The 25,658-nt window shown below is 64.6% G+C and carries 22 protein-coding genes; 10 read left to right on the top strand and 12 right to left on the bottom strand.

Annotation, left to right across the window (positions count from 1 at the left end; all coding sequences use genetic code 11):
• Positions 1–87: 87 nt before the first annotated feature.
• The 8 genes from QN397_RS05320 to QN397_RS05285 form a co-directional block, all read right to left on the bottom strand.
• Entirely contained in the window at positions 88–483 is a 396-nt protein-coding gene (locus QN397_RS05320) for a hypothetical protein (RefSeq protein WP_323500286.1), read from the bottom strand.
• 102 nt (positions 484–585) lie between these two features.
• Complete coding sequence (locus QN397_RS05315) at positions 586–1,017, bottom strand: DUF805 domain-containing protein (protein ID WP_323500285.1); 432 nt, start codon at positions 1,015–1,017, stop codon at positions 586–588.
• A gap of 110 nt (positions 1,018–1,127) precedes the next feature.
• A complete protein-coding gene (locus tag QN397_RS05310; protein WP_323500284.1) occupies positions 1,128–1,460 on the bottom strand; it encodes an FHA domain-containing protein in 333 nt (110 codons plus the stop codon).
• A gap of 112 nt (positions 1,461–1,572) precedes the next feature.
• Positions 1,573–2,850, bottom strand: a complete 1,278-nt coding sequence (locus QN397_RS05305; RefSeq protein WP_323500283.1) for an FIST signal transduction protein — start codon at positions 2,848–2,850, stop codon at positions 1,573–1,575.
• A gap of 4 nt (positions 2,851–2,854) precedes the next feature.
• Entirely contained in the window at positions 2,855–3,625 is a 771-nt protein-coding gene (locus tag QN397_RS05300; RefSeq protein WP_323500282.1) for a PhaM family polyhydroxyalkanoate granule multifunctional regulatory protein, read from the bottom strand.
• A gap of 63 nt (positions 3,626–3,688) precedes the next feature.
• Positions 3,689–4,600 carry a copper chaperone PCu(A)C gene (locus QN397_RS05295; RefSeq protein WP_323500281.1) on the bottom strand — a complete coding sequence of 304 codons (912 nt, stop codon included), beginning with the start codon at positions 4,598–4,600 and terminating at the stop codon, positions 3,689–3,691.
• Between the two features lie 26 nt (positions 4,601–4,626).
• Positions 4,627–7,005 carry a TonB-dependent receptor gene (locus tag QN397_RS05290; protein ID WP_323500280.1) on the bottom strand — a complete coding sequence of 793 codons (2,379 nt, stop codon included), beginning with the start codon at positions 7,003–7,005 and terminating at the stop codon, positions 4,627–4,629.
• A gap of 101 nt (positions 7,006–7,106) precedes the next feature.
• Positions 7,107–7,478 (bottom strand): DUF2946 family protein, encoded by a 372-nt coding sequence (locus QN397_RS05285; RefSeq protein WP_323500279.1) that lies wholly within the window; start codon positions 7,476–7,478, stop codon positions 7,107–7,109.
• A gap of 54 nt (positions 7,479–7,532) precedes the next feature.
• Here QN397_RS05285 and QN397_RS05280 point away from each other — a divergent pair, with 54 nt between their 5' ends.
• Positions 7,533–7,946 (top strand): VOC family protein, encoded by a 414-nt coding sequence (locus tag QN397_RS05280; protein WP_323500278.1) that lies wholly within the window; start codon positions 7,533–7,535, stop codon positions 7,944–7,946.
• A gap of 45 nt (positions 7,947–7,991) precedes the next feature.
• On the opposite strand, the gene QN397_RS05275 is transcribed toward QN397_RS05280, so the two are convergent.
• On the bottom strand, positions 7,992–9,107 hold the full coding sequence (locus QN397_RS05275; protein ID WP_323500277.1) for a fumarylacetoacetate hydrolase family protein: 1,116 nt from the start codon (positions 9,105–9,107) through the stop codon (positions 7,992–7,994).
• Positions 9,108–9,178: 71 nt separating this feature from the next.
• Between QN397_RS05275 and QN397_RS05270 the strand changes: the two genes are divergently transcribed.
• From QN397_RS05270 to QN397_RS05260, 3 genes are all read left to right on the top strand, one after another.
• Complete coding sequence (locus QN397_RS05270) at positions 9,179–10,435, top strand: DUF3108 domain-containing protein (RefSeq protein ID WP_323500276.1); 1,257 nt, start codon at positions 9,179–9,181, stop codon at positions 10,433–10,435.
• 143 nt (positions 10,436–10,578) lie between these two features.
• Positions 10,579–10,857 (top strand): DUF3567 domain-containing protein, encoded by a 279-nt coding sequence (locus QN397_RS05265; protein ID WP_323500369.1) that lies wholly within the window; start codon positions 10,579–10,581, stop codon positions 10,855–10,857.
• A gap of 203 nt (positions 10,858–11,060) precedes the next feature.
• On the top strand, positions 11,061–11,813 hold the full coding sequence (locus QN397_RS05260) for a ChaN family lipoprotein (RefSeq protein ID WP_323500275.1): 753 nt from the start codon (positions 11,061–11,063) through the stop codon (positions 11,811–11,813).
• A 40-nt stretch (positions 11,814–11,853) separates the two neighbouring features.
• Here QN397_RS05260 and QN397_RS05255 read toward each other — a convergent pair whose 3' ends face one another.
• Complete coding sequence (locus QN397_RS05255; protein ID WP_323500274.1) at positions 11,854–13,188, bottom strand: aminotransferase class III-fold pyridoxal phosphate-dependent enzyme; 1,335 nt, start codon at positions 13,186–13,188, stop codon at positions 11,854–11,856.
• 89 nt (positions 13,189–13,277) lie between these two features.
• Here QN397_RS05255 and purU point away from each other — a divergent pair, with 89 nt between their 5' ends.
• Genes purU through QN397_RS05235 form a run of 4 tightly spaced genes read left to right on the top strand, consistent with a single transcriptional unit; the run spans position 13,278 to position 16,782 of the window.
• Positions 13,278–14,129, top strand: coding sequence for a formyltetrahydrofolate deformylase (gene purU, locus QN397_RS05250; RefSeq protein ID WP_187054075.1), 852 nt, complete (start codon positions 13,278–13,280; stop codon positions 14,127–14,129).
• A 32-nt stretch (positions 14,130–14,161) separates the two neighbouring features.
• Complete coding sequence (locus QN397_RS05245) at positions 14,162–15,667, top strand: FAD-linked oxidase C-terminal domain-containing protein (protein WP_323500273.1); 1,506 nt, start codon at positions 14,162–14,164, stop codon at positions 15,665–15,667.
• A gap of 10 nt (positions 15,668–15,677) precedes the next feature.
• Positions 15,678–16,055 (top strand): CidA/LrgA family protein, encoded by a 378-nt coding sequence (locus QN397_RS05240; RefSeq protein WP_323497169.1) that lies wholly within the window; start codon positions 15,678–15,680, stop codon positions 16,053–16,055.
• A 1-nt stretch (position 16,056) separates the two neighbouring features.
• A complete protein-coding gene (locus QN397_RS05235; RefSeq protein ID WP_323500272.1) occupies positions 16,057–16,782 on the top strand; it encodes an LrgB family protein in 726 nt (241 codons plus the stop codon).
• A gap of 40 nt (positions 16,783–16,822) precedes the next feature.
• Here the strand turns inward: QN397_RS05235 and QN397_RS05230 are convergent, their stop codons facing one another.
• A complete protein-coding gene (locus QN397_RS05230) occupies positions 16,823–18,061 on the bottom strand; it encodes an SGNH/GDSL hydrolase family protein (protein WP_323500271.1) in 1,239 nt (412 codons plus the stop codon).
• Positions 18,062–18,236: 175 nt separating this feature from the next.
• Positions 18,237–21,533, bottom strand: coding sequence for a carboxyl transferase domain-containing protein (locus QN397_RS05225; RefSeq protein ID WP_323500270.1), 3,297 nt, complete (start codon positions 21,531–21,533; stop codon positions 18,237–18,239).
• Between the two features lie 128 nt (positions 21,534–21,661).
• Here QN397_RS05225 and QN397_RS05220 point away from each other — a divergent pair, with 128 nt between their 5' ends.
• The gene (locus QN397_RS05220; RefSeq protein WP_323500269.1) at positions 21,662–22,315 is read left to right on the top strand and encodes a TetR/AcrR family transcriptional regulator; all 654 of its coding nucleotides are present in this window, start codon (positions 21,662–21,664) and stop codon (positions 22,313–22,315) included.
• A gap of 100 nt (positions 22,316–22,415) precedes the next feature.
• Positions 22,416–25,643, top strand: coding sequence for a bifunctional cytochrome P450/NADPH--P450 reductase (locus tag QN397_RS05215; protein WP_323500268.1), 3,228 nt, complete (start codon positions 22,416–22,418; stop codon positions 25,641–25,643).
• Positions 25,644–25,658 lie beyond the last annotated feature (15 nt).

Raw genomic sequence — 25,658 nt, 5'->3', positions numbered from 1 at the left:
GCGTTTGGCTCTTGCAAATGCACCGTTGCCGATGCACTTGCAAGAACGCCGGCAAAGCCGGCTTCGCGCTATCTGGTCGTTAAACGATCAGCATTTCATTGCCGCTGCCTGTTGAACAAAAGCGTCGTTTACTGCTTTGCAAGCGGCACTGAGCGTTGCCTTGTCGGTGCCCATGCTGGCCCACGCAGCCTTGGTCTGTTCCATGCTGGCCTTTATCGCGTCGCCTGCGGCGCCGTGTTGTTTGCCAGCGCAAGCGCTGACCTTGTCCAGATAGTCCTGGCATTCCTTCGGAATGTCCGCAGAAGCAGTCGTGGGTGTGGTGGCAGGTGTGGCCAGTGCAGCAGAAGTTGCGGAAGACGCGGCGGATGCAGCAGGTGCCGTCGCAGCGGCCGGTTCGACAGCTGCAGCCGCAGGAGTCGTTTCAGTCTTCGAACAGGCGGTGAGCGTGACAGCAATGGCGATAAGTGCGAGAAGCTTTTTCATTTTTTGAGTTGTGATATTCGAATTGAGGAGTCGTGGCTGGGCAGGATCAGTCTTCGATAGAAATGCCTTTCGAAGTGCCTTTCGTAGGGCAGTGCACCATGCTCACGACGCGAGTGCGTCCGAAGATCCCCAGCGGTTCGCGCCTGGCTGCGAAGGCTGTACATACAGATAGATCAGCACCAGCATTCCGATGATGGGGATGAGCCCGATCAAGATCATCCAGCCCGACTTACCGATGTCATGCAGACGTCGCACAGTGACCGCCATCAATGGCAACAGCACGACAAGAATGACGGCAATCGGGATGTATTGGTTGATCAATCGCCCGACGATCGCAACGATCAGATAGGCCAATAAAAACCACCAATACTCTGAGCGCGAGGCGCGACCCGAAAAATCGACGTACTTGCGAAAGCAAGTTTCGACGGCTTGTTGAATATTCATGAATAGCTCCCTTTGTGAACCACCGATTTTGGCGGCGGAAGCTATCCATTTCGAGCCGCCCCACAGCGCGGCCTGAGTCTTATTGCCCACAACCCGCCGGCGTCTTTTCGGTTAACGTTTCATTAACTTTTTAGTTCGTGACAACTCGCAGGCGATCAGTGGCAAGCTGTTCACATACGGACTCCGACTCCTCGCGTTTTTCAACTGCTCGAGATCATCAGGTCGGAGTCGCGATAGCTCTCGACCTCGAAGAAGCGAAAGCGTGTCTTGCCTATCTTCAACACATCGAGGTGTTGCAAAGCCTGCCGCTCGTCGACGAGGCGTTCGTTAACGAAGACGCCGTTCAAGCTGTGGAGATCGCGGATGGCAGCCGGCGCGTCGTCCGGCATTTCAATGCATGCGTGCTGACGACTGACGCTCGTGTCGGAGACCACGACGTCGCAAACACCGTCGCGCCCCAGCATCGCGTGAGCGCCGGAAAATACGATCAGTCTGGACAAACCTTCGTCCAGCCGAAGCAGGCTTCGTTTCATGTCTCCTCCCTTGTGCAGTGACACTCGAAGTCTCGCGCGACCCGCAATTCAATGTGTCAGACAAGGTGAGACAGCGGCACATTTCCGTCAACGACCGCACGCTGATCGCCGATTATTCGCTGGTGAAAACTGTCAGTACGCCGGTGTAGCCATAGAGGTGATGGCGCGCGATCTCGCCGGCTGCGAAAAAGCCGACGAGCGGAGCGTCGCCGAGCGCATGGCGAACGATCTGAAGTTCGGCACTGGGGGCACCGAAGTGCTGTCCGCCGCGGCCCGAACAGCTCACGTACACCGCGCCTGCAATGCGGCGTGCCGGATGCGGTGCGGCTTCTGCTTCGCCGGCAGCGACAGCACTCGCCACCGCCAGTGTTTGTTCTTCGGGCTCGAGCTCTTCGCGAATCTCGGCGCAGATGCGCATCAGGTCGGCGCGTGCGGCCTGCGCGTTGCGGCGGCAGAACGTGAGTCGCATCCCGGCTTCAGCCTGGTCGGCGATGGCAATGCCGCGACGCGTCGGATCGAGTCCGATGATGTGCCGCACCAGCACGTCGGAGCCGAGATCACCGGTGCGCCGAATGCCGTCGCTGCCCGCCGTGGCAAGGCCGATCAACGTATTGCGCACAGCATCGATGGCTTCCTGCGGCCGTTCGAGCGATACCTGCAAGTCGGCCAGCAGCACGTCGAGCGCCGGCTGACCGTCGAGCTTCAGCACCAGATTGCCGTCTGCCTCGGTGATCTCTCGTTCGCGTGCAGCGCCCGAGCGAATCGGCTGGCAGCCTTGCGTGACACGCGATACCAGTCGCACGCCTTCGCCGAAGACGACGCCCGACAAGCCACCTGAAAATACGCCGCTCGCCGCTCCGTGTCCACGGATGTTGCCGTTGCCACCGACTGCGAATTGCAGGGCACCGGCGCGGCCCGACGAGAGACCGCCGAACAGATAACCGGTGCTGGTGCGACCGGCCATTTCGGTGATCAACTCGGCGAGTTCAGGCGTGGCCGGGTCGGCATGAACCAGCGCTGTGTGCGCCTCGAAGCCGCTCATCTCGGCGCTGCCCAATGGCGCCACGCCGGAGAACACGCGGTATTGATCGCTCGGCAGCGCGCACAGCATCAAGCTGATGCCAGGCTCGTTGAAATACTCGGCGTTGTTGGCTGCGACGCCAATGCCGATGGTGCCGGACCAGTCGGTCACCTCCGGCAGCTCGGCACTCAAATGCGCCAGGATGTCTTGTGCATCGGCGCCGTAGTGATCGGTGATGTAGAGCAGCCCGAGCGTCGGCGACGACGCGTAGTCGGGCAAAGTCATTTGCGCTCGCAACTGGGCGAGCACGAGGCCGGCCGCCATGCGCCATTGCGGATGGGTGGCGTGACCGGTGGGAAACAGTTTCATGGGTTCATCGTTTTGCGACCGGGCGTCTGGGCGCCGCGGCGGGTTTCTCTGGGGATTTTCTGCCTGTCGCGCTGGTCTTGCGAGAGGCGGGCGATTTCTTCTTTGCGGCGAGCGGGCTGCCGGCTTTGGGTTTGGACTTGTCTGCGGCTTCGGCCGGCGACTTCGGCATGGCAGGCATCTTGAGTTGCGCTGCGTCGTGCAGTGCCGACGCAGCGATCTCCTGAAACTGCTGGGTGAGCGAGCCCCACCACTTCAACGGATCGACCACGCCGGCAGCGCCCGTAGGTTCGCCTTCGGCCTTCGCGTCGGTTTCGGCTTCTGCCTCTGCCTCTGCCTCTGCCTCTGCCTCTGCCTCGGGCTCCGAAGCCGCAGCTGACGACGATGGCGTAAAAAAAGAAGAGGCCGATGGCGACGCCGAGGCCTCGGCAGCAGGCGCAGCAGCCCGCGTGAACGCACTCGCGATGTCTTCCATCCGAACATTCATGCCGCGCAGGGTCGACAGCGTCATCTTCTGCACTTCGAGCGCCTGAATCGTGGCCTTGAGGGCGTGGCCGTTTTGTTCGAGCCAGTATTGAACCGTCTTCAGCTCCTGGATGCGCTTGTCCACCTCTTCGACACTCAGCGTGGGCGCCACCCAGCTCGACAACCCCGGCAGCGCACCACCAGCGCCGATACCGCCGCCGCCGCTGCCAGCACTGCCGGTAGCGAGGTTCTTCAGGAAATCGAAGCCGGGAACGAACTGGCTGAAGGCAAAGGGCTTGCTTGCATCGGTCATGGCAGGTGTCTCCTGGAGGTTTTTTGTGCCGTCAGCTTACTCCAGGGGACCGCGTTTTCAGCGTCAGTGCATGTGCTGCATCGGGGTGGCCGGAGCGCCTTCTGGTGCACCGACGGGCAGCTTCAGTTCCAGAGAAGTCTTCGCGCCTTTGGCGTCTTCGAAACGCAGCGTCACCGGCACAGATATGCCCTTGGGCAAGGCCGCTTTCAAGTCCATCAACATGACGTGATAGCCGCCTGGCTTGAGCTCTACCGTTTGACCGGCCGGCAGGTCGACGCCGCCCGGCACGGCGCGCATCTTCATGGTGTCGCCCTCCATCTTCATCTCGTGCACTTCTGCGACACCGGCTGCGGGCGTCGAGATGCCGACCAGCCGTGAGCCCGATGGCGAGGTCAGCTTCATGAAAGCGCCGGTGCCACTCTGCCCTGCCACCGACTGACGCACATAGGCATCCCGCACGTCGACAGTGGCAACGCCCGCCGCGACCACCATCAATTGCGCCGCCGGCGCCGCCATGCCGTCGGTCGACGTGCCGCTGGCCGGGACCTGAGCCCAATCCGTGCTGCCGACATCGCAGGTTTGCAGCACCTTGAACCAGAGTGGCCCCGGCGCGGCTGGCACCTTGCCGTTGAGCACGAATTCGGCGCGCTCTTTGCCCGGCAACGCGTTTTGCGGCGACTCGGCCGTCCAGCGCACCTCGGCCTCCCCTGCCGCATTGGCGGCAGCCCGCTGCACGTCGAGCTTCCAGCCGGCCCGTGGCTCGGCATTCGCCAGCATGAAGCCGACAGGCAGGCGCACGCCGATGCCAGTGGTCGCCCCAGCATCCTTGCAGGCATGGCCGACACGGAAGACCGCGCGGTAGTCGCTGCCTGCCGTCGCGCCGCCGAGGGGCAGCGTGACATGGGCCAGGGCGGCAGCGGTGCCGGTGAGCAATACGCAAGCGGTAATGGTTCTGAGGGCGGTCGAAGTGGTCATTGAGGAAGTCCTTTGGAGTGTGTGAGTCACAGGTCGAAGCGAAGTTCGGCCGTGTAGGTGCGCTGCGGGTACGGGTGGAAGTTCCAGTACTGGTAGTTGTTGGCGTTGTCGATGCCGAAGGCGGCCGACCATTGCTTGTCGATCTGGCAGCGGACGCGCAAATCGACGGTGAAGTACTTGCTGGCGCCGAAGTAGGCGAAGGCGTTTACGTCGCTGTTATCAAGGGCGGAATACTGCTTGCCGCTGTAGCGCGCTGCCACGGTAAAGGCCCATCGATCGTCCGGCTTGTACGTGGCGTACGCGGTGGAGCGCACGCGCGGCACGCGCGGCTGCCACTTGCCGACCGCTGCAGGAAACGCCGCATCGGCCACCGTCCTAGAGTTCGCGTAGGTCAGGCTGCCGCCGACATCGAGCCCTTTCATCAGCACGTCTTGCCCGGTGTACGCCAGCTCGACGCCGGTGGTGCGCACCTTGTCCACGTTCTGCACGCGAGAGACGGTCGATCCGGGGATCAGCTGGTTGAACAGCGCGTTCTTCGTCGTCTCGTGGAACAACGTAGCGCGCGCGGTGCCGTTGCCCAGGTCTTTCTCTAGAGACAGTTCACCGGTCCAAGACTTCTCCGGCTTCAGGGTTGGGTCGTTGATGAACGACAGCGCACCACCCGATGTCGCGCCATACAGCTCACCCACGGTCGGATAGCGCATCGCGCGCCCGACCGATGCCTTGAGCACCGTATCGTCGGTCAACTGATAGGCCAGCGCCGCCTTGGGCGACACGTCGGACTCGCTGCGTTTGGCATAAGGCAGCGTGCTGGCCACAGTGGTGGCCGTGAAGCCATCGGTCGCCTGCCAGTCCTCGTAACGCAGGCCCAGTACCGTCTTCCACTTCGGCGCGAAACGCCAGCTGTCCTGCACCCATGCGTTGAGTGTCTCGGTGCGGCCGCCGACATTGCTGACTTGCGACAGCGACCCAAGCGCCGGGCCGTCGACCCAACTGCCCCCCACATTGGACTTCTGGATGCCCAGCTTGTACGCATCGCGCCCGACACCGAAGTCGACGATGTGCGCACCGCCATCGCCTTGCGGGCGCCACGTGCCCTTGGCCGCCAGCGTGTTCCAGCCGGTGCGCCCGTCGCCCTGGTCTTGCAGCGTGCCGGCACCCCCGAAAGCGGCCAGCGGCAATGCGACGGTCGGTGCGCGCTGCTGGTCTTTCGAGTAGTCGTACAGGCTGGCCGACACCTCCCAGTCGAACACGCCCTGCGTGTGGCTCTTGACCGACAGGCCGTGCATGGTGTGGGTCTGGCTGTCGTTGGTCAGCGGAAAGGCCGTCGGCGCCAGCGTGAAACTGCGGCCGTTGATGTTGACCGGGCCGCTGTAGACCGGCAAGCCAGCCGCATTGTTCAGATAGCTGGCCGAGCGGCCCTCCGATGTGTTCTGCCAATAGCCCAGTGTGTAGCTGGCGGTGATGGTCGGCGTCAAGTCATAGGCCAACTTGATCTTGGCGTGGTCCTGGATCGTGTGATACGCCGTGCCGGTACCCAGGATGTACCACGGCGTGTTGGTGGTGTTCAGGCCGGCCACCGCGCCAGCGACGGGCGTGCCGCGCGCACCAGCCACGCCAGAGGCCAGCGTGGCTGTGGTGAAGGTCAGCGGCTGGCCATGGCTGTCGGTGCGGTTGATGTCGACCCACCACGACCACGGACCCTCGTTGTTCTCGCCGCTGCGACTCCCGAGCGATGCGCTGGTCTGCCAGCTGTTGAAGGTCTTGCTGGTGCTGTAGAGGTCGTTGGGCTGCGACGAGTAGCCCGCCTTGACGTGCGCTTCGAGCCTGGTCGGCATGCGCGTCACGAAGTCGACCACCGCACCCGCCGAGTTGCCCGGATAGGCGGCAGAAAAAGGCCCGTACATCACGTCGACCCGCTCGATCTCCTCGGGTGTGACGAGCCCCCAGCGCGGCGCGTAATTGGTGCCGTTGGCGATGCCATTGCCCAGGTAGTTCGACAGCAGGATGCCATCGGCATAGACAGCAGAGCGCGCACTGTTGCCGGTGCCGGAGGCGCGCGTCGACAGGATCGCGTGGTTGTAGTCGCCGATGTAGCGCTTGCGCACCAGCAGGCTGGGCAGGTACTTGAGCGCGTCTTCGCTGTCGGACGCGTTGATGCGGGTCTCGATCTCTTCTCGCGTCACGCCCTCGATGGTGGTCGGGATCTGCGTGGGCAGCGACGTCGGGCGGCCACCGGTGACGGTGACGACGCCGAGCGACTTCACGCGCTCGGGGGTTTCGTCCGCGGATGCTGCCGGTGCGGCGGAAGGTTTCGAGACAGGCACTGCGTTTTGCGCCAAAGCCGGCAACGCCGACCACGGGAACGCTGCGCCGAGCGCGAGCGAAAGAAGGGTCTTGTTCAAGTGAAATTCTCCACGTCGCCACGAAGCGACGCTCCATTGCAAGGAAGGCGGCGGCGCGGCACCCTCTCCGGGCGCAGCGCGCTACGACATCGACAAGAGGATCAGGAGAAAGCGGGCGGCGCGCGCGCCGGTGGCGGCGCGGCAGTGGCCGCGGCGATGCGCGCGGCCGGAATCGATTGCACCGCCCGGCCGAGCGGCAACGCAAGCGCGATGGCCGCGACCACCGGCAAAGGCGGCGGCGCACCAGCGATCATGCACAGCGGGCAATCCATGTGCATGCTGCCCAGGTCTTGCGCGCCATCGTCGGTTTGCACAACGACCTTGAACGCGCCCGCGCTCGAACACACCAGTTCCATCGCCTGCGGGTTGACGATGGGTGACGCGATGGCCACGCCGAGCGACAGCGCAAACCACGCCAGCACCAAGCGCGCAAGAAACTGCACGTGGAAGCGAGGGCGGCGCGGGGTGAACATCGGTTGCGATTATGGCTTGAGGCACACTCCGCTTTCCAGCGATCGAGACCTCTCATGCACACCATTTTTCATCTGGCCTTTCATGTGCGCGACCTCGATGTCGCCCGTCGCTTCTATGGCGGCGTGCTCGGCTGCACCGAAGGCCGAAGCACCGACACCTGGGTCGATTTCGACTTCTTCGGCCACCAGATTTCATTGCATCTGGGTGAGCCTTTCGCCACCACCAACACCGGCCGCGTTGGCGACGCGATGGTGCCGATGCCGCACTTCGGCCTGGCGCTCGAACTGCCCGACTGGAAGGCGATGGCAGCGCGGCTCGAAGCGGCGCAGACCGACTTCGTGCTGAAACCGCAGGTTCGCTTCGAAGGCCAGCCAGGCGAGCAATGGACCATGTTCTTTTGCGACCCGTTCGGCAATCCGATCGAGGTCAAGGGCTTTCGCTCGCTTGCCACTGTCTACGACAAGTGAAGCGCCGAACGATCGGACAAAGGCCGTATTCGTTGCGGCCGCGGGTTAGTCTTTTGCAGGATCGGTAGCGCTCGCCGCTGACGCCACAGCCTCGCTCGCCTCACCCGCATCCGCCAGCGACTTCGCCCCACGCCTGACCTTCGCCACAGCCACCTCCCCCGCCATCACGATCTCCTGATCGATCGCGCCGAACAGCGACTTGCCGTCCAGCCCCTTCATCTCGATCTTGATGGTGTCGCCAAACTTCATGAAATCGGTCGCGGGCGCGCCGTCTTGAATCGTCTCGATGCAGCGCTTTTCTGCAATGCACGAATAGCCCTTCGGCCAGTCCATGCGGCCGTCTTTTTCGACGCCCTTGTTGCTCACCGTGCCGCTGCCGACGATGCTGCCGGCGCGCACGTTGCGTGTCTTCGCGATATGCGCGATCAGTTGGCCGAAGTGAAAGGTCATCTCCGGTCCGGCGTCGCACAGGCCGACCTTGCGGCCGTTCCAGGTGCTCTCCAGCCGCAAGTGCACGCGGCCGTTTTGCCAGGCAGTGCCGATCTCGTCGAGCGTGACGGCCACAGGGCTGAATGCGGTGGCCGGCTTGCTCTGGAAAAAGCCGAAGCCCTTGGCGAGTTCGGCAGGAATCAGGTTGCGCAGGCTGACATCGTTGGCCAGCATCACGAGGCGAATGCCGTCGAGCGCCTGCTCGGGACTCGCGCCCATCTTCACGTCGCCGGTGACGACCGCGATCTCGGCTTCGAAGTCGATGCCCATCGATTCGCTGGGCACCGGCACCTCGTCCATCGGGCCCAGGAAGTCGTCGCTGCCGCCCTGGTACATCAGCGGATCGGCGTAGAAGCTTTCGGGCACCTCGGCGTTGCGGGCCTGGCGCACCAGTTCGACGTGGTTGAGGTAGGCCGAGCCGTCGGCCCATTGGTAGGCCCGCGGCAACGGCGCCATGCACTGCGCGGCGTCGAACGGAAACGCATGGCGTGCGCGGCCTTGGTTGAGCGCGTCGTACAGGTCCTGCAGCTGCGGGCTCATGAAGCCCCAGTCGTCGAGCACCTGCTGCAGCCGGCTGGCGATGCCGGTGGCGTAGTGGGCGAGCGTGAGGTCACGGGAGACGACGACCAACTGCCCGTCGCGGGAGCCGTCCTTCAGGGTGGCGAGTTTCATGATTGTGGCGGCTTGCTAATCTGGGAAACTGAAGAAACTGTCTTGGCGGCGGCAGTTTACCGAGTGAGCTCATGACACAAGGTGAACCTGCTGCCTTGCGCCCTACTCCATTCGTCATGTCGTCGTTGACCGCTCCTCCCTTGCCCGACCTGCCGCGGCCGCCCTGGCGCGCGCTGGTGGTGGTGACGCTGGCGGTCGCCCTCGTCCACCTCGCGCTGCTCGGACTGACGCCGATGGCCGTCGGCCCACAGCCGGCACCGCTGGCGGGCAAGTTCAGCACGCGGACCATCGTGATCGCGCCGCCGCCGAGTGCGGAGCCTGCTGCTGGTTCTGCTGCCACGCCCGCACAAGCAGCCACGCCCGCAGCAGCGTCCGCGCCAAAACCGGTACACCCACGCGCCGCGCGCACGATCACGCCGCCCAAGCCACGCGCGCCTGTCGAAACGCCGCGGCCACCACCACCGCCAGTAGAGATCGTGCCGCAGCCTGCCGTCGAACCCGTGATCGAGCCAGCGGCCAAGGCGCCGGCCGTCGAACCGACGCCCGCCGACACCACGGCTGCAACAGCACCGGAAGCCGCCGCCAGCGCTCCCGGCGGCTCCGGGGGCGCAGCCTCCGCAGGCAACGCCGGCAGCGGCACGAGCCCGCAAGGCGCCATGACCGGCCCGACGGCCTTGCGCGTGCCGGGTTCCGTGCAACTCGCCTTCGCCGTGACCGGCCAGCAAGGCGCGTCGCCGATGCAGGGGGTTTTTGGGCGGCTCGACTGGCTGCAGGACGGCAACGCCTACGACGCGCGCCTGGCGCTCACTTTTTTGTTCCGCACGCTGCGCACCCAGCACAGCAGAGGCGTGATCGGACCGACCGGTATCGAGCCGGAGCGCTTTTCGGACAATCGCAAAACCGAGGTCGCATCCCATTTCGTGCGCGACCAGGGCAAGGTGGTCTTCAGCAACAACGCGCCCAGTGTGCCTTTGCTGGCCGGCGCGCAAGACCGACTGAGCGTGGTGCTGCAGCTCGGTGCGATGCTGTCCGGCAATCCGGCGCGCTATCCGGCCGGCAGCGCCATTTCGGTCCAGACGGTCAGCTCGCGCGATGCGGAGATCTGGACCTTCAATGTCGAGGGCGAAGAGAAGCTGAGCCTGCCGGCCGGCGATTTCACGGTGCGCAAATTGACGCGCAGCCCGCGTCGCGAATTCGACGACCGGATCGAGTTGTGGCTGGCGCCGGACCTCGGCTACCTGCCCGTCCGCATCAAGCAAACCCAGCCCAACGGCGACTTCGCCGACATGCAACTGCGCGAACAACTTGCGATGAAGCCGCCAGGTTGAGCGCATATTGAGAACGATTCAGTGTGAGCTTGCGGGCCGGAAAGTCGCTCGAAAATCCTGTTTGTGCGATCCATTCTTGAAACTGGCGCGTTGATTGCTATCTAACCCCAATGAACGCTCTCGACATCCTCTCCAGTTCCGCCATGCACATGCTGTACGACTCGGACTCGTACGCCGTCGTGCACGTGCAGCCCACAGAGGGCGACAAGCCGCTGGCGCCGCACCTGCCGGTGCTGGCGCGCCACGGTTTCGAGATCGTCGACAAGCGCTCGGGCAAAGAGGTCTACCTCGACGGCTCGTGGGCCGAACTGTTCCAGCAACAAATCACTGCCTGGCAGATCAACACACCAACGCAGGAAGAAGTCGAAGACACGCTCGAGGGTTATGCGGAGCTGGCGCAGAACCCGGTGCTGGTTCATTGAGCATCGTCGATTCGGCGCCTGAGCCAGGATGGATTGGGCCGCGCGCTGCTTTCCTCGCTCGTCGCTAGTATTCGCAGATGCTTTCGCTCAATTCTTCGGCTCGTTTGTCCGCACTGCGGTTTCGATGGCTGGTCTCGTTGCGGACTTCCTCCCGTCCTTTGGTTGTCTCGCTCGGCGCCTCGTTGTTGCTTGCCGGCTGCTCGATGCTCCCCGGAGCTCCCAGTACCGTCGCTGCCGACGTCCCCATCGCACGTCGCATCGACGCTTTGATGCCCGCCGATGTCATCCTGCTGGGGGAGCAGCACGACGCGGCCGACCATCACCGCATCGAACGCGAGGCGGTGGAAGCGCTGGTGGCGCAGGGCAAGCTGGCCGCGCTCGCTATCGAGATGGCGGAAGAAGGTAGCGGCACGGTCAAGCTCCCGGCCGGCGCGACCGAAGCCCAGGTTCAGGACGCCTTGAAATGGAACGACAAGGCTTGGGGCTGGGACGACTACGGCCCGGCCATCATGGTGGCAGTACGCGCCGGCGTGCCGGTGGTCGGCGCCAACCTGCCGCTGGCTCGCATCAAGGACGCGATGGCCGACGTGTCGCTCGACGCGCAGCTCTCGGACAGCGGCCGCGAAACGCAGCAAGCGGCCGTCCGCGCCGGCCACTGCGACCTGTTGCCCGAATCGCAAATCGGCCCGATGACCCGCGTGCAGATCGGGCGCGACCGCGCCATGGCGCAGGCCATCGTCAAGGTGCGACAACCCGGCAAGACCGTGCTGCTCATCAGCGGCGCCGGCCATGCGACCAAGACGATCGGCGTGGCGCAGCATCTGCCGACCGATCTGTCGATCAGATCGATCCAGTTGCAGGCCGGCGGCGCAGGAAAGGCCAAGGGCTACGACGCGATCTGGATGACCCCGGCGCTGCCCGACAAGGACTACTGCGCCTCCTTGCGCAAGGGCTGACGGAAGCCGGTGCCGGCGCATTGGCCGCGCCGGCTTCCCCTCAGGCGAACTTCTTGATCGAATCCGCCAGCGTGTTGACCAGCGTGTCGATGTGCGATTTCTCGACGATGTAAGGCGGCGCGATCACCAGCACATCGCCCGCGGCCCGGACCAGCGATCCCTTGTGGAAGCAATCGAGAAAGACGTCGTAGGCGCGCTTGCCCGGGAGGCCGGCGATGGGCGCCAGTTCGACGGCGGCGGCCAGGCCCAGGCTGCGAATGCCGATGACGTTCGGCAGGCCTCTGAAGGCGCTGTGGAACGCGTCGCCCAGCACCGGGCCCATTTCGCCGGCGCGCGAAAAGAGCTGCTCTTTCTGGAACAGCTCGAGCGTGGCGATGGCTGCCGCGCAAGACACCGGGTGCCCGGAGTACGTGTAGCCATGGAAAAACTCGACCACGTGCTCCGGCGCGTCCGTCTTCATCAGTGCGTCGTAGAGCTTGTCGCGGCAGATCACGCCGCCCAGGGGAATGACGCCGTTGGTCACGCACTTGGCGAAGTTGAGCATGTCGGGCACCACGCCGTAGTAGTCCGCTGCAAAGTTGGTGCCCATGCGGCCGAAACCGGTGATGACCTCGTCGAAGATCAGCAGGATGCCGTGCTTGTCGCAAATGGCGCGCAGCTTTTGCAGGTAGCCCTTGGGTGGCAGGTACCAGCCCGCCGAACCCGCCACCGGCTCCACGATGATCGCGGCCACGTTGCTCGGATCGTGCAGCGGCAGGATGCGCGACTCGAGCTCGACCAGCGGATCTTCGTTCCACACCGGTTCCTCGTTATGGATGTAGGCGTGATTCACCGGATCATGGATAAAGCGCATGTGGTCGACGCGTGGCAAAAACGCCGATCCGAACACCTTCCGATTGCCCGGAATGCCGCCCACCGACATGCCGCCGAAACCAACGCCGTGGTAGCCCTTCTCGCGGCCGATGAATACGTTGCGATGGCCTTCGCCGCGCGCGCGGTGGTAGGCCAGCGCAACCTTCATCGAGGTGTCTGCCGCTTCGCTGCCCGAGTTGCAGAACAGCACGCGGTTCAGGTCGCCGGGCGCCATCGCGGCGATCATTTCTGCGGCCTTGAACGCCTTGTCGTTGCTCACCTGGAAAGCCGTGGCGTAGTCGAGCGTGTCGAGTTGCTTCTTGATGGCTTCGTTGATCGGTTTGCGGTTGTGCCCCGCGCCGACGCACCAAAGCGACGAGATGCCGTCGATGACTTTCTTGCCGTCGTGCGTGGTGAACTCCATGCCGTCGGCCGCGACGAACACGCGCGGGTCTTTCTTGAAGTGCCGGTTGGGCGTGAAGGGCAACCACTGGTTGTCCATGTTGAAGTCGCTATAGGCCATGAAACGCTCCCGATGTTGACGCGTGGTGAATAAGGCCGCCGGGCAGACCCGCGGCGCAGGGAAATCATTTTGCGACAATCACGCCCCTGATGACCATGCCCGCCTACATCCTCACTCTCTCCTGTCCCGACCGCACCGGCATCGTGCATGCCGTTTCAGGCTTTCTGCTCGAGCGCGGCGGCAACATCGAGGAGGCGGCGCAATTCAACGACCCGACCACCGGCCTCTTTTTCATGCGGGTTCGATTCGCCTGCAGCGATCACCCGGAAGCCGCACTGCGCGAGCAACTCATGACCTTTGCCGGAGGGTTCGGCATGCACTGGCAATTGCACGCCGCCGCCGAACCGATGAAGACGGTCATTTTGGTGAGCAAGGACGGCCACTGCCTTAACGATTTGCTGTTTCGCTGGAAGAGCGGCCTGCTCGCCATCGACGTGCGCGCCATCGTCTCGAACCACCGCGATTTCTATCAACTGGCCGCCAGCTACAACGTGCCCTTTCATCACATCCCGATGACGGCGACGACCAAGGCGCAGGCCGAGGCCAGGCAGATGGAAATCATCGAGGCCGAGGGCTCCGAACTGGTGGTGCTGGCGCGCTACATGCAGATTTTGAGCAACGATCTTTGCAAAAAGCTGTCGGGCCGCGCCATCAACATCCACCATTCGTTCTTGCCGAGCTTCAAGGGCGCCAAGCCCTACTACCAGGCGCACGACCGTGGCGTGAAGCTCATCGGAGCGACCGCCCACTACGTGACCGCCGACCTCGATGAAGGCCCCATCATCGAGCAGGACGTGACCCGCGCCGACCACACCGATACGGTCGAAGCGCTGACGGCACGCGGCCGGGATACCGAAAGCCAGGTGTTGGCGCGCGCCGTCAAATGGCACAGCGAACATCGCGTGCTGCTCAACGGACACCGGACAGTAGTCTTCAAGTAGCAGAGCTCGGCATCGTGACGTAGAGTGGCTGAATGAACGCTCCCGTCACGCCCACTCAGCACGATCTGCTTCAGAAATCCGAGCGCCAATCGCAGGTGGTGCGCGCGCTGCAGGCGCACCTGCCATCGCATGCGCTGATCTGGCACGACGAAGACACCACCCCGTATGAATGCGACGGCCTCACGGCGTACCGGGCGCGGCCGCTGGTGGTCGCATTGCCGGAAACCGAGGCGCAGGTGGCGGCGTTGCTCAAGACCTGCCATGCGCTCGGCGTGCCGGTGGTCGCACGCGGCGCCGGTACCGGCCTTTCGGGTGGCGCCATGCCCGACACCATGGGCGTCACCCTGTCGCTCGCCAAGTTCAACCGCATCGTGAAAATCGATCCGGTGAGCCGCACCGCCATCGTGCAATGCGGCGTTCGAAACCTGGCCATCAGCGAGGCGGCGGCGCCATTCAACCTCTACTACGCACCGGATCCGTCGAGCCAGATCGCCTGCACCATCGGCGGCAACGTGGCCGAAAACTCGGGCGGCGTGCACTGCCTGAAGTACGGGCTGACACTCCACAACGTATTGCGCGTGCGCGGCTTCACCTGCGAGGGCGAGGCCATCGAGTTCGGCGGCGAGGCGCTCGACAGCCCGGGGCTCGACCTGCTGGCACTCGTCATCGGCAGCGAAGGCATGCTGGCCGTCACCACTGAAGTCACCGTCAAGCTGGTTCCCAAGCCGCAACTGGCGCGCTGCATCATGGCGAGCTTCGCTGAGTTGCGCAAAGCCGGCGACGCGGTGGCCTCCGTCATTGCAGCCGGCATCATCCCGGCCGGGCTGGAGATGATGGACAAGCCCATGACCGCCGCGGTCGAAGGCTTCGTTCACGCCGGCTACGACCTCGACGCCGCCGCCATCCTGCTGTGCGAATCCGACGGTACGCCCGAAGAAGTCGAAGAAGAAATCGGCCGCATGACGGCGGTGCTGCGCCGCTGCGGTGCCACCGCCATTTCAGTCAGCGCCAACGAAGACGAACGCCTCAAGTTCTGGAGCGGCCGCAAGAACGCTTTTCCGGCATCGGGCCGCATCAGCCCCGACTACATGTGCCTGGATTCGACCATTCCACGCAAGCGGCTGGCCGACATCCTGCTGGCCATTCAGCAGATGGAAATCAAATACAACCTGCGCTGCTGCAACGTGTTCCATGCGGGTGACGGCAACCTGCACCCGCTGGTGCTGTTCGATGCCAACGACCCGGACGAGCTTCACCGCTGCGAACTGTTCGGTGCCGACATCCTGGAGACCAGCGTCGCGATGGGCGGCACCGTGTCTGGCGAGCACGGCGTGGGCGTCGAAAAGCTCAACAGCATGTGCGTGCAGTTCACCGCGGCTGAAAACGAGATGATGTTCGGTGTCAAGCGTGCGTTCGACCCGGCCGGCTTACTGAACCCCGGCAAGGTGATCCCGACGCTGCAGCGCTGCGCGGAGTACGGCAAACAGGTGTTCCGCGCTGGCAAGACACTGCCTTTCGCCGACCTTCCGCGCTTCTGAGAGCGGTCGGATGCAAGGCTTGCGCGGACTGGCGTGGTTGCTGGTGTTCCAGTCGATCGGCGAGGCGGTGTCGCGCGGCTTGTCGTTGCCGCTGCCGGGGCCGGTGCTCGGCCTCATCCTGCTGTTGATCGCGTTGCGGTTTCCGCTGGTGCGCGAATCGGTCGGCGAGTGCGCCAACTTCTTGCTGTCGCATCTTTCGCTGCTGTTCGTGCCGGTGGGTGTCGGCGTGATGACGCACCTGTCGTTGTTGAGCCAGTACGGCGGCCGCATGCTGGTCGTCATCGCAGTGTCGACCTGGATCGGCCTCGCGGTGACGGCGCTGGTCTTGTACTGGCCCGACCGGCGTCAGACTGTCGACGACGACGCGCTCAAAGTCACGGAGAGCTGACATGCCGCGCTTCGTCGAACTCTGGATCTATCTCTCCGCCACGCCGCTGTTCGGGCTCACTGCCACGCTCGTGGTCTATCTGCTGGCACAAGCCGCGTACAGCCGACTGGACAACGCGCCGTGGGCCAACCCGGTGCTGTGGTCGGTGGTGGTGATCGCCTGCGGGTTGCTTGCGACCGGCATCGACTACCCGACCTACTTCGCAGGTGCGCAATTTATTCACTTCCTGCTCGGACCTGCCGTCGTCGCGCTCGCCTGGCCGTTGTGGTTGCGTCGCGCCGAATTGCGCGAACGCTATGGGCGGCTGCTGCTGGCTGCCTTGCTCGGTGGCGCCGCGGCCAGCGGGTCCGCGCTGCTGATGGGCTGGGCGGTGGGGCTGCCGCACGACGTGGTGCTATCGCTTGCACCCAAGTCGGTCACTGCGCCGGTCGCGATGGGCATCGCGGAAAAGATCGGCGGCATTCCGGCGTTGTCGGCGGTGTTCGCGGTGCTGACCGGGATGATCGGCGCGCTTTCGGGCAAGTACCTCTTCGATGCGTTGCGTATCGCGACCACGTCACGCGGTTGGGCCGCGCGTGGCTTCGCGCTCGGCACTGCGGCGCATGGCATCGGTGCCGCCCGGGCACTGCATGTCAACGCAGATGCGGGTGCCTATGCGGGCTTGGCGCTCGGCCTGCAAGTGGTGCTCGCGGCGCTGCTGATGCCATTGGTCTTCAAACTGCTCTGAACATAAAAACGCCCGCCTCTTAATGCGGTAAAGCTTGCGGTCAAGGTTGCAGTTCGCGCACGTCGACCGCCTCGGCCATCGCTGCATAGCCGGCATCGCTGGGGTGCAAGTGGTCGCCGCTGTCGTACTTCGGATTCAGTGCCACCGCATCCTTGCGATCACGCAGCGCGACGTCGAAATCGACCACGCCAGCGATGTTTTGGCGACCTCGAATCCATCGGTTCAACGCCTGCCGGGTCGCTTCGTTTTCAATCGACCAGTAACCCGATCCCTTGAACGGCGTGACGGTGCCCAGCAGCACCTTGACGCCCTGCGTGCGCGCGGCGTCCATCAGCCGTTGCAGGCCCGCAGTGAGCTGGTCGACGCTGACCGGCGCGGCACCCGGCAAACTGCTCAGGCCGATGTCGTTGGTGCCTATCAGGATGATCGCGTGCGTCACGCCGCTCTGCGACAGCACGTCGCGATCGAAGCGGTCGAGCGCCTTCTGCCCGATGCCGTCGGTGAGCAGGCGGTTGCCGCCGATGCCGACGTTGATGACGCTCGCGACGCTGGCGGTTCTTGCCGTAGCGCCGGTCTCGATGGCGCCTCCCGGCTGCGCGCGCAGCCGCTGGCCGAGGCGCGTCGGGTAGCTGCCGTCGGTGCCGCTGACAGCGCCCACGCCATACGTGATCGAGTCACCGATCGCAACGACCACGGGCGGTGTCGATGCCGACGCCCCGGTCGTCTCCCGCGCCACATCGATGCCGGTCACGAAGTGACCCCAGGGCGATACGACGGCGCCCTTCAGTTTCGCGGTGCCGGTCGCGTCGCCGGGCACCAGCCAGCTCAGCGGCGCGGGGCCCGTGTACGCCGTTGCGGCACGCGTCTCTGCATCGATGTATGCACTGACCGCTAGCGGCTGTCGCGGCGTGACGGTGAGGCGCACTGCATCGCTCCATACCTGGTCACCGGGTGCGACGGTGGCGTCGCGCTGCCCCATGAAAAGCAGCGGCCGAATGGACCCGGGCGACAACGCGTCACCGCCCGTGCCGCGGGCCACACTCGCAGCCGCGATGTGCAGCGGCGCGGTGCCGAACGCATTCGAAAAACGCACGCGCACCGAGGTGCCGCCGGCTGCAGGGTCGACACGCACACGGACCGTTTGATCGTGCAGCGTCAGTGCGGGCGGCGTCGCGATGCCGGGCACTGGAGACGGCTCGTTGTAGTCGCGGGCGGCGACTGCCCAACTGGCCGTCCAGCGAGGGGCATTGTCTGCAGCATGCGCAGCGGCGAACGGCAAGACAGCCGTTGTGGCGAGGAGGGACGCGAGGAGGGACGCGACGACAGCCGCCTGCCATGGCCGTCGTCGCGACGGCAAAAGGAACGAAATCGAACTCATGCGGGCAAAGTGGCTCAGTGTAGAGAGCCATCATGACCGCATGACGGGTCGGGAGATCGGCCGCCATGCGAAGGTGTTACCAGGTGTCGACGTAAGGCGTGGCCTCGCGCACCCCTCGCGATCCCGATTCGAGCCCGCGCACCAGCCAGCTGCGCGTGTCGGCCGGGTCGATCACCGCATCGATCTCCAGCGTCTGCGCCATGTTGATGGCTTCACCATTCGCGTACTGTTGCGCCACCAGTTGCCTGAACAGCGCATCGCGCTCCGCGCCTTCGGCCACCGCACCGAGTTCCTTTCTGAAGCCGAGCCGCACGGCGCCTTCGAGCCCCATCGCGCCGAACTCGCCGGTCGGCCACGCCACGGTGAACACCGGCGCATCGAAACCGCCAGCCGTCATCGCCTGCGCACCGAGCCCATAGCCCTTGCGCAGCACGACCGCGAAGTACGGCACGCGCAGGTGCGCCGCCACCATGAACATGCGGCACACATGGCGCACTTGCGCTTGCGCTTCGATCTCGGGTCCGACCATGAAGCCAGGGGTGTCGCAGAGCGCGACGATCGGCAATCCGTGCGCGTTGCACAGTTGCATGAAGCGCGCCGATTTGTCGGCAGCCTCCACATCGATGGCGCCACCGAGATGCTGCGGGTTGTTCGCCATCAACCCGATGGGCCGACCTTCGATGCGCGCCAGCCCCGTGACGATGCCGACGCCGAAGCCGGCGCGCAATTCGAGCAACGAACCGGTGTCGGCCACGCCGCGCATCGCCGCGCGCACGTCGTACACGCGCAGGCGGTTCTCGGGCACGACCTGGCGCAAGGTGCGCGGGTCGGCGCATTGCCAGTCTTGGGTCGTGCCCTGAAAGTACGCGAGGTACTGCTTCGCCGCCGCGACGGCTGCGGCCTCGTCGTCGACCAGGATGTCGATCACGCCGTTCTTCGACTGCACGCCACTCGGCCCGATCTGCTCCGGCGAGAAAGTGCCGAGGCCCCCGCCTTCGATCATGGCTGGCCCGCTCATGCCGATGTTGCTGGCCTTCGTTGCGATGATGACGTCGGCACAACCGAGCAAGGCAGCGTTGCCGGCAAAGCAGCGCCCATGCACGATGCCGACGACAGGCACCTTGCCCGACAGGCCCGCGAACTGGCTGAAAGTGTGATTGTTGAGGCCGGCCACGATGGGCATGTCGGTGTCGCCCGGCCGGCCGCCGCCGCCTTCGGCGAACAGCACCACCGGCAACTTGAGCCGGTGCGCGATCGACAGCATGCGATCGGTCTTCTGGTGGTTGCGCATGCCCTGCGTGCCGGCCAGAACGGTGTAGTCGTAGGCCAGCACTGCGCAGCGCGACTTCTCCGCGCCGAACTGCTTTGCGTTGACGCTGCCGATGCCGGTGATCATGCCGTCGGCCGGTGTGTTGGCGACCAGGTCTTCAAGCGTGCGGCGGCGTGTTTGCGCTGCGATGGCGAGCGCACCGTATTCGATGAAATTGCCCGGGTTCTCGACGGTCTCGCAGAGGTCCGCGATGTTGGCGCGAGCAGTGCGACCGCCCTGCGCTCGGCGCTTGGCGACTGCCGGGCCGCGATTGGCATCCAGCGTCGGCGCGTGACGGTCGATCACCTTTTGCAGATCGGGGCGGAGGGTGTCGAGGTCTTGCGTGGCGCCTGCAACGGCCTGCACTGCCTCGGAGTCCATCGCTTCGAGCTGCACCAGCGACTGGCCTTCGACAAGATAGTCGCCCGGCGCCGCACGCAGTGCAACGACACGGCCCGCGAAGGGCGCGTGCAGCAGATGCTCCATCTTCATCGCTTCGAGCACGCCGATCTGCGCACACAGAGGCACCACGTCGCCCACGACCACGTCGAATTGCACGAGCTTGGCGGGCATCGGTGCGCGGACCATCGATGCATCTCGTTTTTCGTGCTGTGCCGCAGTGGCCATGCCTTCTATTGGCGGCTCGACTGGAGCAACTGCGTGATCGATGTGCGACGCGTCGGCCAGCAGTTCCACCAGATGTTCTTCGACGAAACGCGTGTGCACTGCTTGCGTCGCGAACTCTGGCCGTGCGGCCAGAGCGCGCAACAGCGAAAGATTCGTGGCAAGCCCATCGATGCGGCATTCGTCCAGCGCGCCGAGCGAACGTCGCAACAGGTCTGCGAATTTTGGCGATGACGAATGCACGATCAGCTTGGCGAGCAGCGTGTCGTAGTGCGGCGATGGCGCGAGGCCGACATAGCCGTGCGTATCCACGCGTACGCCCGGTCCTGACGGAAGATCGAAGCGCGTCAGCGTGCCGCCCGACGGCCCTGCATTGCCCTGCGCATCCAGCGTCTCGGCATTGATGCGCCACTGCACTGCAAAGCCACGCTGCGGGACAATTCGATCGGGCGCAATGCCGAGGTCGTGCAACGATGCGCCGCTCGCGATATCGAGCTGCAGCTGAACCAGATCGAGCCCGGTCACCGCCTCGGTCACCGTGTGCTCGACCTGCAGCCGTGGATTGGCCTCGATGAAAACAAAGGACAAGGTCGTCGATTCGGCATCGACCAGAAACTCGAAGGTGCCGAGGCTGCGATAGCCGACCGCCTTCGAAATCCGAAGTGCAGCCTGCGTGATCTGCTCGCGCAGTGCTTCGGGCAGAGAAGGACTCGGCGCGATTTCGACCAGCTTCTGGAAACGCCGCTGCAAGGTGCACTCGCGCTCCCCCAGGCTCGCGACCGATGTACCGTCGCCGAGCACCTGCACCTCGATGTGGCGCGCGTTGCGCATCAGGCGCTCGACGTAAACACCCTCGACGCCGAAAGCCGCTCTGGCTTCCGACGTACAGCGAGCGTAAGCCTCGGGCAGATCGTCCGCGTTCAACACCGTGCGCATGCCGCGGCCCCCGCCACCGCCGATGGCTTTGAGCATGATCGCGGCACCCAGCGCCTGCTGCTCCGCGAAGAAGCTCCGCGCCTCCGCCAAAGTGACGGCACCCGCGCTGCCCGGCATCACCGGCACATCGCACCGCATGGCCAGCGCCCGCGCGCGCGCCTTGTCGCCGAACAGCGCGAGCTGCTCGGGCGTCGGGCCGATGAAGGTCAGGCCGGCTTTCGCGCAGGCCTCTGCGAAGTCCGCCCGCTCGCTCAGGAAGCCGTAGCCCGGATGCACCGCGTCGCAGCCATGCGCACGCGCGACGGCGATGAAACAGGCGATGTCGAGATACGCGGCCGGCCCCGTCGCATCGAGCGCCACCGCCGTGTCGGCCAACCTCGCGTGCAAAGCCGCCGCATCGTCCTGCGCATGGACCGCGACACTGGCAATGCCCGAATCGCGCATGGCGCGCACCAGCCGAACCGCGATCTCGCCGCGGTTGGCAATCAATACCTTCTTGAACACTTCGATCCTTGTCTTTGGGCAGGCACCGTCGTTCGCGTGTCTTCTGCAGTCCCCATGGCGTCTTTGTCAGGGTTATCGATAGAGGCGAGTGCTTGCCTTGCCCGCACGGTGCTTCAACAATCCTACTGATGGGTATAACTTCGGGAACAGCGTCGGCAACACAGAGCAAACCCTTTGCCGCCACAGGCCGACAGCGCGCCGCCACGCAACGCACCGACCAGCAACGCGAGCGCATCCTTCAGGTCGCAGCGCAGCTCTTCGCAGACCAGGGCTACGCCAACACGACGATGGCGCAGATCGTGCGCGCGCTCGGCGTCACCAAGCCCTTCGTCTACTACTACTTTCGCGACAAGCAGGAGATCTTCGAGACGCTGTCATGGCGCCCAGCCGTCGATTGCCTGACGGCGATGGACTTCCCCGCGGACGATCGCCGACGTGCCGTGGTCAAGGTGATGGAGGGCATCGAGCGGTTGATCCGCCTGACCATCGCGCATCACCCCTGCGCGTTCTTCGCCTACCGTGAGCCACAGGTCTATCGGCCTGAATACCGGGCCGCAGCGCTCAAGCTGGCGCACCATTTCTACGACCGCATGTGTCCGCTGCTCGAAGAGGCGCGCAATGACGGCGACCTCGATTTCGGCGATGCCAAGATCACCGCGCTGGCCGCTTGCAGCCTGCCCGGCTTTTGCTACACCTGGTACCGGCCCGACGGGCGCCTTTCGACCGACGAAATGGTGCGCACGCTGTGCAGCTACGCGTGGCGCGTGATCGGCCTGCGCTAAGGGAATACCCCGCCACGTCGCCCCTCGTGGTGGTCCCAATACTCCGGGAGTCATTTCGACCCGAAAAGCAAGTCTCTGCAAGACTCCAACAAGGCTCCCCATGGCAGGCAACAACGCGCTCTATCCGATTCCCCATCCGGCCAAGAAGCCCTTCGTCGGCAATCTGTTGTCGATCGATTCCGCGTCCCCCGTGATGGACATGTGGCGCATCGCCCAGGAGCTGGGCGGCATCTATTGGCTCGACATGCCGGGCATGCCGGTGATCGTGGTGTCGTCACCTGCACTGGTCGACGAGCTGTGCGAAGAAGCGCGCTTCGACAAGAGCACCAAGGGCGCGTTGCGGCGCCTCCGTGCCGCGTCGCACGGACTCTTCACTTCCGACGCGCACGAGGCTACCTGGAGCAAGCCGCACAACATCCTGCTGGCCAACTTCAGCCAGCGCGCGATGCAGGCCTACCACCCGATGATGCTGGACATCGCCGAGCAACTCGTCACCAAGTGGGAGCGTCTCAACTTCGACGACGAGGTCGACGTCACGCGCGACATGACCGCGCTGACGCTCGACACCATCGGCCTGTGCGGCTTCGGCTATCGCTTCAACTCGTTCTATCGCGAGGGCTTTCATCCCTTCGTCGATGCGATGGTTCGCACGCTCGAAACGGTGCAAGACCGGCGCGGTTTGCCGCTCGAAGAGTTCATGATGAAGAAGCAGCTTGCGCAGCAGCGCAAGGACATCCGCTACATGCACACGATGGTCGAGGACATCATCAAGGAGCGGCGCGAGAGCGGCGCCGACATCGCCAGCAAGCCCGATCTGCTGAGCTACATGATCGCCGGCGTCGACAAGAAGAGCGGCGAGAAGCTCGACGACAAGATGATCCGCGACGAGTGCATCGAGTTCCTGATCGCGGGCCACGAGACGACCAGCGGATTGCTGTCTTTCGCGACTTACTTTCTCATCAAGAATCCCGACGTGCTGGCGCGGGCGCAGGCCGAAGTCGACAGCGTGTTCGGTACCGATCTCACGGTGCGGCCGACCTATGCGCAGGTGAATCGGCTGCAGTACGTGCTGCAGATATTGAAGGAGTCGCTGCGGCTGTACCCGACCGCGCCGGCCATCTCGATGCGCGCCAAAGAGAACACCACCATCGGTGGCAAATACACGATCCACAAGAAGAACATGGTCATCATGCATGCGCTCGCACTGCATCGCGACAAAGGCATCTGGGGCGAGAACGCCGACCAGTTCAATCCCGAGCACTTCACCCGCGAAGCCGAGCGCACCCGCCCAGCCAATGCGTTCAAGCCCTTCGGCAACGGGCAGCGCGCCTGCATCGGTCGCCAGTTCGCCTTGCAGGAAGCCGTGCTCACGCTCGGCATGGTGATCCAGCGCTTCAAGCTGATCGATCACACCGACTACCAGTTGAAGGTCAAGGAGGCGCTGACGATCAAGCCTGAAGGCTTCAAGATCAAAGTCGAGCCGCGCGACCCGATGGCGTTGCGCAGCCGGCCCGGTGCGGCGCTGGCGGATGCTGCTGCATCGGAAGTCGCGGGTGCGCTGGCAGTGCCGATGACGACGCGCGGCGCAAGGCACGGTACATCGTTGCTGGTGCTGCATGGCTCCAATCTCGGCTCTGCAGAAGACCTCGCGAGGCAGCTCGCGCAGGCCGGAGAAATGCGCGGCTTCTCCACCACCATCGCATCGCTCGACGACTATGCAGAGCGCTTGCCGGCCAACGGTGCGGTGGCGATCGTCAGCGCGTCGTACAACGGCACCGCGCCAGACAACGCCGTCGAGTTCTGGCGCTGGCTCGATGCAGCCGACGACTCGTTGAACGGCGTGAGTTACAGCGTTTTCGGCTGCGGCAACACCGACTGGGCATCGACGTACCAGGCGGTGCCGCGGCGCATCGACGAGAAGCTGGCGCAGCTCGGCGCCGAGCGCATCCATGCGCGTGGCGAAGGCGATGCGCGCGAAGACATGGACGGCGCCTTCCAGGATTGGGCCGACGCGTTGTGGCCGGTGCTCAACACCCGCTTCCACATCGAGGCCGACGCGAACGCAGCGAAGGCCAAAGCGCTCTACACGCTCGAAGAGTTGCCGCCGCCGCAGACCAGCGGGCTGGTCGAATCCCTCGGTGCGGTGGCGCTGCGCGTCATCGTCAATGATGAGTTGCAGACCACGACCGGCGCCACGCCGTCCGACCGCTCGACCCGCCACATCGAACTCGCACTGCCGGAAGGCGTCGGCTATCGCGCCGGTGACCATTTGAGCGTGGTGCCGCGCAACAGCCCCGCCCAAGTCGAGCGGGCGATGAAGCGCTTCGGCCTGTCGCGCGACGCGCACGTTCGGCTCAAAGCCGCCACCGGGCGCAAGGCGTTCTTGCCAGTCGATGAAGTGATCGCGGTCGAGCGGCTGCTCGGCGACTATGTCGAACTGCAGGACGTCGCCACGCGCAAGCAGATCGGCACCATGGCAGAGCACACCCGTTGCCCGGTGACGCAGAACGCGTTGGGCGCGAGCATAGGCGGGGACGAAGCAGCAGCGGCTCACTACAAGAGCGAAGTGCTGATGCCGCGCAAATCGGTGCTCGATCTGCTGGAGGAATTTCCGGCGTGCGAGCTGCCGTTGGCGGTGTATCTCGAAATGCTGTCGCCGCTGTCGCCGCGCTACTACTCAATCTCGTCCTCGCCCAAAGTCGACGCGTCGCGCTGCAGCGTGACGGTCGGTGTGGTGAGTGCGCCTGCGCGATCGGGGCGCGGCACTTTCGAGGGTGTGTGCTCCAACTTTCTCTCGCGCGCCAAACCCGGCGACACGGTGCATGGCTTCGTCCGTGCGACCACCGCGGACGGCTTCGGCCTGCCTGACGACGCGAGCAAGCCGGTCATCATGATCGGCCCCGGTACCGGGCTGGCGCCGTTTCGCGGCTTCTTGCAGGAGCGTGCTGCGCAGAAGGCCAAGGGCACGGTGATCGGTGATGCGATGCTGTTCTTCGGCTGCCGGCATCCCGAGCAGGACTTCATCTACGCGGATGAATTAAAGGCATGGGCAGAGAATGGCCTGGTCGACTTGCACACCGCGTTCTCGCGGGCCGGAGGGCGCAAGGCCTATGTGCAGGACCTGATTCGCGAGCAAGCCGGCTCAGTCTGGAAACTGATCGAGGCTGGCGCCACGGTGTACGTATGTGGCGACGGCTCGCGCATGGAGCCCGATGTGCGCCGTACTTTGAGCGACATCGCACGCGAGCATGGAGAGGACAGTGCGACGTGGATGGCCGGGATGCTCGCCCAGCAGCGCTACGTGCTGGATGTCTGGGCAAGTAACTAACTGGCCCAGGCAAAC

This window comes from Variovorax sp. RTB1 (genome assembly GCF_035018765.1).
Lineage (GTDB): Bacteria > Pseudomonadota > Gammaproteobacteria > Burkholderiales > Burkholderiaceae_C > Variovorax.
Note: the sequence above shows the minus strand (reverse complement) of the source record. Positions and strands in the feature narration are given on the sequence as shown.